Raw genomic sequence first — 5,002 nt, forward strand, 5'->3', positions numbered from 1 at the left:
AACGGCATAGTACTGGCAGGCGCCCCGGTAAAACGACGCTCTCTAATTCCCGGAACCGCATACAGTACTTCTACATCGTACCAACGACAAATCTTCCTCATGATCACATCCAGTCTTTCGTTACTAAAACCGAATTTTCCATCCATCCATGACACTACGACATTTATATCTGTTTTTTGAACCGTCATCCGGTTATCACTTGTTATCGACACTTGCTCGCCCGGTAGTAACCGAACCGTATCATGCCCGGAAGTGGTTTCCACTTTCCCGGTTAACAAGGTGACACTCGATGCAAATTCATCATCATAACTCATCACGTTAAAGCTGGTTCCCAGCACCCGCACGTCAAAATTCTTGACCGACACGATAAACGGGTGTTCCTCGTCTCTTGTCACCTCGAAGTAGGCCTCTCCTTCCACGTATACTTTTCGCTCTTCTCCACGGAAAGCCACCGGATATTTCATTGTTGACTGTGCATTCAGCACGACCCAGCTGCTATCAGAGAAAATGACCTTCTGCCTCTCCCCTTTGGGTACGATCAGTGTATGGTATTCCACCACACTTTCCAAGGTATCGTTCTTCACGTACTTGTAGTTCAAGGTTCTCAGACCCTCAGAATGCAATATCCCTTTCATGTCTAACACGGTAGCCTCGTTTTTATGAGTCAACGGGATCATTTGATTATCCCCCAATATTAGACGAACGCTATTCCGGTCGATGGTTGTCTCGATCACAACTTCCAGATTCGCTTTGGGAAAATCCACTGTCGTCCGCTCCGACCACCACACGCCACCAGCCATGATAAAGACAAGCAAGGAGGCTGCCACGTAAATCGTACGACGCACGCTCGTGGTCAAGATTCTCCGTTTCTTATGTTTCCGAATTCGTTTCAAGAAACAAGAAAAATCAGCAATCTTATCGTATTTCTCGTATTCTTTAAAACGTCCCATGATAAAACGATTATCTTCTAAATCCCGTTTCAGTTGTGCCCACTCCGGATCTTCCAGCAACTCGTCCAAGCGCTCCTCTTCGGATTGCGTGAGCGTTCCTGCCCAGGATTTTAGAATCAAATCCAATATGATATGTATGCTATCTATACTCATAACTATCTAAAGAATACTTGAAATACAAATTGGTACTACTTTTCCAAGGAAATTATCTTCCCCTTCTTCTGATAGACACGAAAATCGCACCGATCAGTAAAGCAATCGGGATAAACCATTTAAATAGCATATCCGTGACTTTTACTCCGGTTTTTCCCAAGAACAAACGATTGTCTATCGACTTCGGACGACGCACATCTACAGGAGCTTCCCCGTCTGAAAGCCACGAGAAGGAACCCAAGATTATGTAGAAATTACCGGACTCGACTTCTTCACGGGATTTAAAGAGTTCCACGTTGCTGATACAATCCGCATCCCCCAGTATTACGATCTTCTGTTCCCGATCTCCCATCGGACGGGATAGAGCCACTGCCGTCGTGTATAGTTGTTTTATCTCCCCGACTGTCGGGTTAAAGCGAACCGTGTCGTCGATAAAGTTCGTCGTTTCCAATTCATTCCACACGCCAAGAGTATCGGTCTGTAAGACCGGGGTCACCTTGAATCCCTTGTCCTCTGTATATTTCAATCCGGCAGCACCCGGCATAACGGCACTCATTTTCCAGTTATTCATCGTCTCGTAGAAATACGATAGCTCTAACGCTCCGGGCGTCGGTTGGGACATCACCAAATCAGGTTGGAAGTTCTCCGTCGGTTTGACCAGTACTCCTTCCATGAGTTCCACACCGAAGAGCTGAGTCAACGGGTTCATGTAGTCCCGGCTATTCGGATCACCCACGATAAACAGGTTACCTCCCCGGTCTATATATCGCTGTAGACGTTCCATCTCTTCTCCGGTGAGGGGTTTCGCCATGTCGGCAATGACCAGAATATTAACTACGGTCGGAATGTCCTCGTTCAGGTTCACCTCCTGCACATCAAATCCTTGATTCAATAGAGCATAGCGGAAGCGTTTATCACGGGCGAAACAGGCATAATCCCGGTCTCGATAAAGATTCATGTCCCGTTCCCCGTGTCCGGTCAGGAATCCAACCGTGGGTAATTCCATGACCATCCGTTTAAAGGCGGCAGAAATCTCTGCCTCGGAAGGGTCACGCCGCATGTCATCAAATTGTCGCAGGAACATCTTCTCGCCACTTTCCCGGGTCACTTGACGGACAAAGCGATTATCTTCCGGAGTTAAGTCAATGATCTGTTTGATCTGATCGGGACTTAAATACCTCGAAAACTTGATTTTATAGGAGTGAGCAATCTGTCTGGCTCTTTTTTCTAAAGGAAGATCAGATAGGAATCCCCTTCTTTTTGTGTTTTGAACCGAGTCGTAATAGTACACGTATTCCATCTTGATCTCCGGTTTAAAACGAACGTATTCCCGGAAATTGCTCTTATCGTAATTCTGATAACGGGGGATGGCTTTCATGAAATCATCATCCAACAGGTTACTATAGGTTGTGATTGTCAGACCTCCCTCTAGTTTTTTCACGATTTCCTGGCTATTCGGGGTGAGCGTACGGCTCTTTTCCCGGGTCGTGTCAACATATCCCATCAGATGAGGGCGGGAGCTCAGATAACCGACAACTGCTACCACAAGGAAAACACCCACGTATTTCATGGCATTCCGTCCTTTGGAAGCATGGCTCACCCGGGACGATAGTTTTATGATCGAGAACCAGAGGAACATTCCCGGAACCATGATGAAATAAATCATGTCCTCGCTGGAGATCAATCCTCCAGTGAAACTCTCTGCCCGTCCCCGAAGCGATAACCAGAAGGTTATATCCCGCACGAAATCAATATCCTGCCAAATTCCACTCACGAAGTTTAAGAACGTCAGAAGCACGAAGGTTCCCACCGCCGCGATGATCTGGTAAGAGGAAATCGTTGACATGAACAGACCGATCGAGGCATACGTGCATATCAGTAAATAAATACCCAGTATCCCGGTAAGTACATAGCACAGGTCAAAGTTTTCCACCACGCACAGGCTATAAATCACGTAAACCACAAATATTCCCACCAACAACAAGGCAAAAATCATCATGGAAAGGAATTTTCCCAGAATGATCTGCGAGTTCGTCATGGGCGAAGAATGCAGTAACTTAATCGTTCCTCCTGCCAGATCACGGCTAACCAATCCCATCGTCAACAAAGGGATATAAAGGAAAAGATAATCCTGTATATTATAGAACAGGCGATTGAAAAGCGAAGCACTGATAAATATCGTATCATAGCCCATAGCTTGCTCCCGTTCAATCATTTCAATCATCCCGGAGAAAATCATCCCCGATTGAAACGTAAATATAATCAAAACCAACCAGGCTACAGGCGAGTAGAACAACATCTGCAACTCGGTTTTTGCTATTTTATATATCATATTCATAAAACAAACTTTTAAAGATTAACGGCCGCGGCGACGCACCCATATAATGATCCCGGCAAGAGCAAGGAGAACAGGTATCACGATCATGAACACGATAGACCAGACTTCCATGGCAGCCTCGCTGATATACAATTTCCGATCGATAGGTTCAGCTCCTGACGTATTCACGGGTAGCTCTTCATGTGACAACCAATAAAAAGCGGCATGCTTCAACATTCCATTAAAATTCCTAACCTCTCGTCGTCCCGTGGCAAACTCCCCGTTACTAAGGAAATCCGTGTTTCCGGCAATAAGAACCCGTTGTTCTTGACCATTCACCTCACGGGTTAATGCTAAGGTTGTCGTGAAAGTTCCCGCTTGATCACCCGTTTCAGGAGTATACCGAACGGAATCCCGCACGAAATCCGTTGACACGATTCTATTCCAACAACCCATCGTATCCGTTGAAAGTAATGGTGTAAATGTTATTCCGTCTGTTTGGGTATATTCCAATCCCACGCACCCCGGCATGGCCACGCAGCCTTCATTCTTACGGATAAAATCCAATGCTGACCAAAATGCAACACCCTCGTCCGTCGGGATAGCCTGAATCAAATCCGCTTGAAGTAACGGGGTGGGTTGCACCAATTGACCCGGCATGAAGCGAACTCCAAACTGTTCAATAATCGGGTTCATCAATTCCTGTCGTCCGGGACCTCCCAGAACAAAAAGATTACCTCCCCGGTTAATAAACTCTTGTAAATGGTCCATTTCTTTTGCCAATAAAGGGGATCTTAACTCGGATATGACTAGAATACTAATACTATCCGGAAGCGGTGCATTTAAATAAACCTCCTCGATATCAAATCCTTGGTTAATCATCGACGAGCGGGAGTTTTTATCACTGGAAATCCGCTTGTATTCCCGATCCCCCTCCCGGTAAATATTTCGTTCGCCATGTCCGGCAAGGAAACCGATCGTAGGGACATCTGATACCAACCGCTTGAACGCAGCCGAAATCTCTGCTTCTCCCGGTGAATCTTTCCAACCTCCTTGGAAGTAGAAACGCAAATATGCCTTCTGTCCATTCTCCCGTTCAATGACCCGAATAGTCTTATTTCCCTCGGCACTCAAATCTTCAATCTTCCGCATCTCTTCCGGGGATAAGAATATCGAGAAGGGCACACCGTAGCTTTCACTAATTTGCTTGGCCCGTTCCTCGTCACTCATATCAGGATACTGTTCCTCCAATTCCGGATTATTTGCATTATCGTAAAAATAAACATACCGGATTTTCATGTCAGGCTTAAACCGTGTATAAGGTCGGAAAGTTTCTTTATCGAAATTAATATGATTGGGCAAAGTACTCCAAAAATCCTTATCCAATAAGTTCGTGTAAGTCGTGATCTTCACCTTTCCATCTAGTAATGCCACGATCTCCTGACTACTTTTACTCAATGAATTACTCTTGGTACGGGTAGAATCATGATATGCCATCAATGCCGGGCGGGAACTCATGTACCCCAACATAATCGACACCCAAAACACGCCCAGATAAATTCCCCAGCGAGTAGTCCAGCTC

At 45.8% G+C, this 5,002-nt stretch carries 3 protein-coding genes; all 3 read right to left on the bottom strand.

What is annotated here, in order from left to right; translation table 11 throughout:
* Nucleotides 1-1,103: FecR family protein (locus AB5542_RS20990; RefSeq protein ID WP_368243434.1), on the bottom strand; the 1,103-nt coding region annotated here is incomplete at its 3' end.
* A gap of 52 nt (nt 1,104-1,155) precedes the next feature.
* On the bottom strand, nt 1,156-3,441 hold the full coding sequence (locus tag AB5542_RS20995) for a Gldg family protein (protein WP_279038503.1): 2,286 nt from the start codon (nt 3,439-3,441) through the stop codon (nt 1,156-1,158).
* 18 nt (nt 3,442-3,459) lie between these two features.
* A partial coding sequence (locus tag AB5542_RS21000; RefSeq protein ID WP_368243436.1) for a Gldg family protein occupies nt 3,460-5,002 on the bottom strand: 1,543 nt, incomplete at its 5' end.

It is taken from the genome of Butyricimonas sp. RTP31003st1_G1_RTP31003_210430 (genome assembly GCF_040920905.1).
In the GTDB taxonomy this organism is placed as follows: Bacteria; Bacteroidota; Bacteroidia; order Bacteroidales; family Marinifilaceae; genus Butyricimonas; species Butyricimonas paravirosa.

Bases quoted from the DNA above. Each gene is read 5' to 3' on its own strand.
- AB5542_RS20995 (WP_279038503.1), bottom strand. From the start codon at position 3,441: ATGAATATGATATATAAAATAGCAAAAACCGAGTTGCAGATGTTGTTC.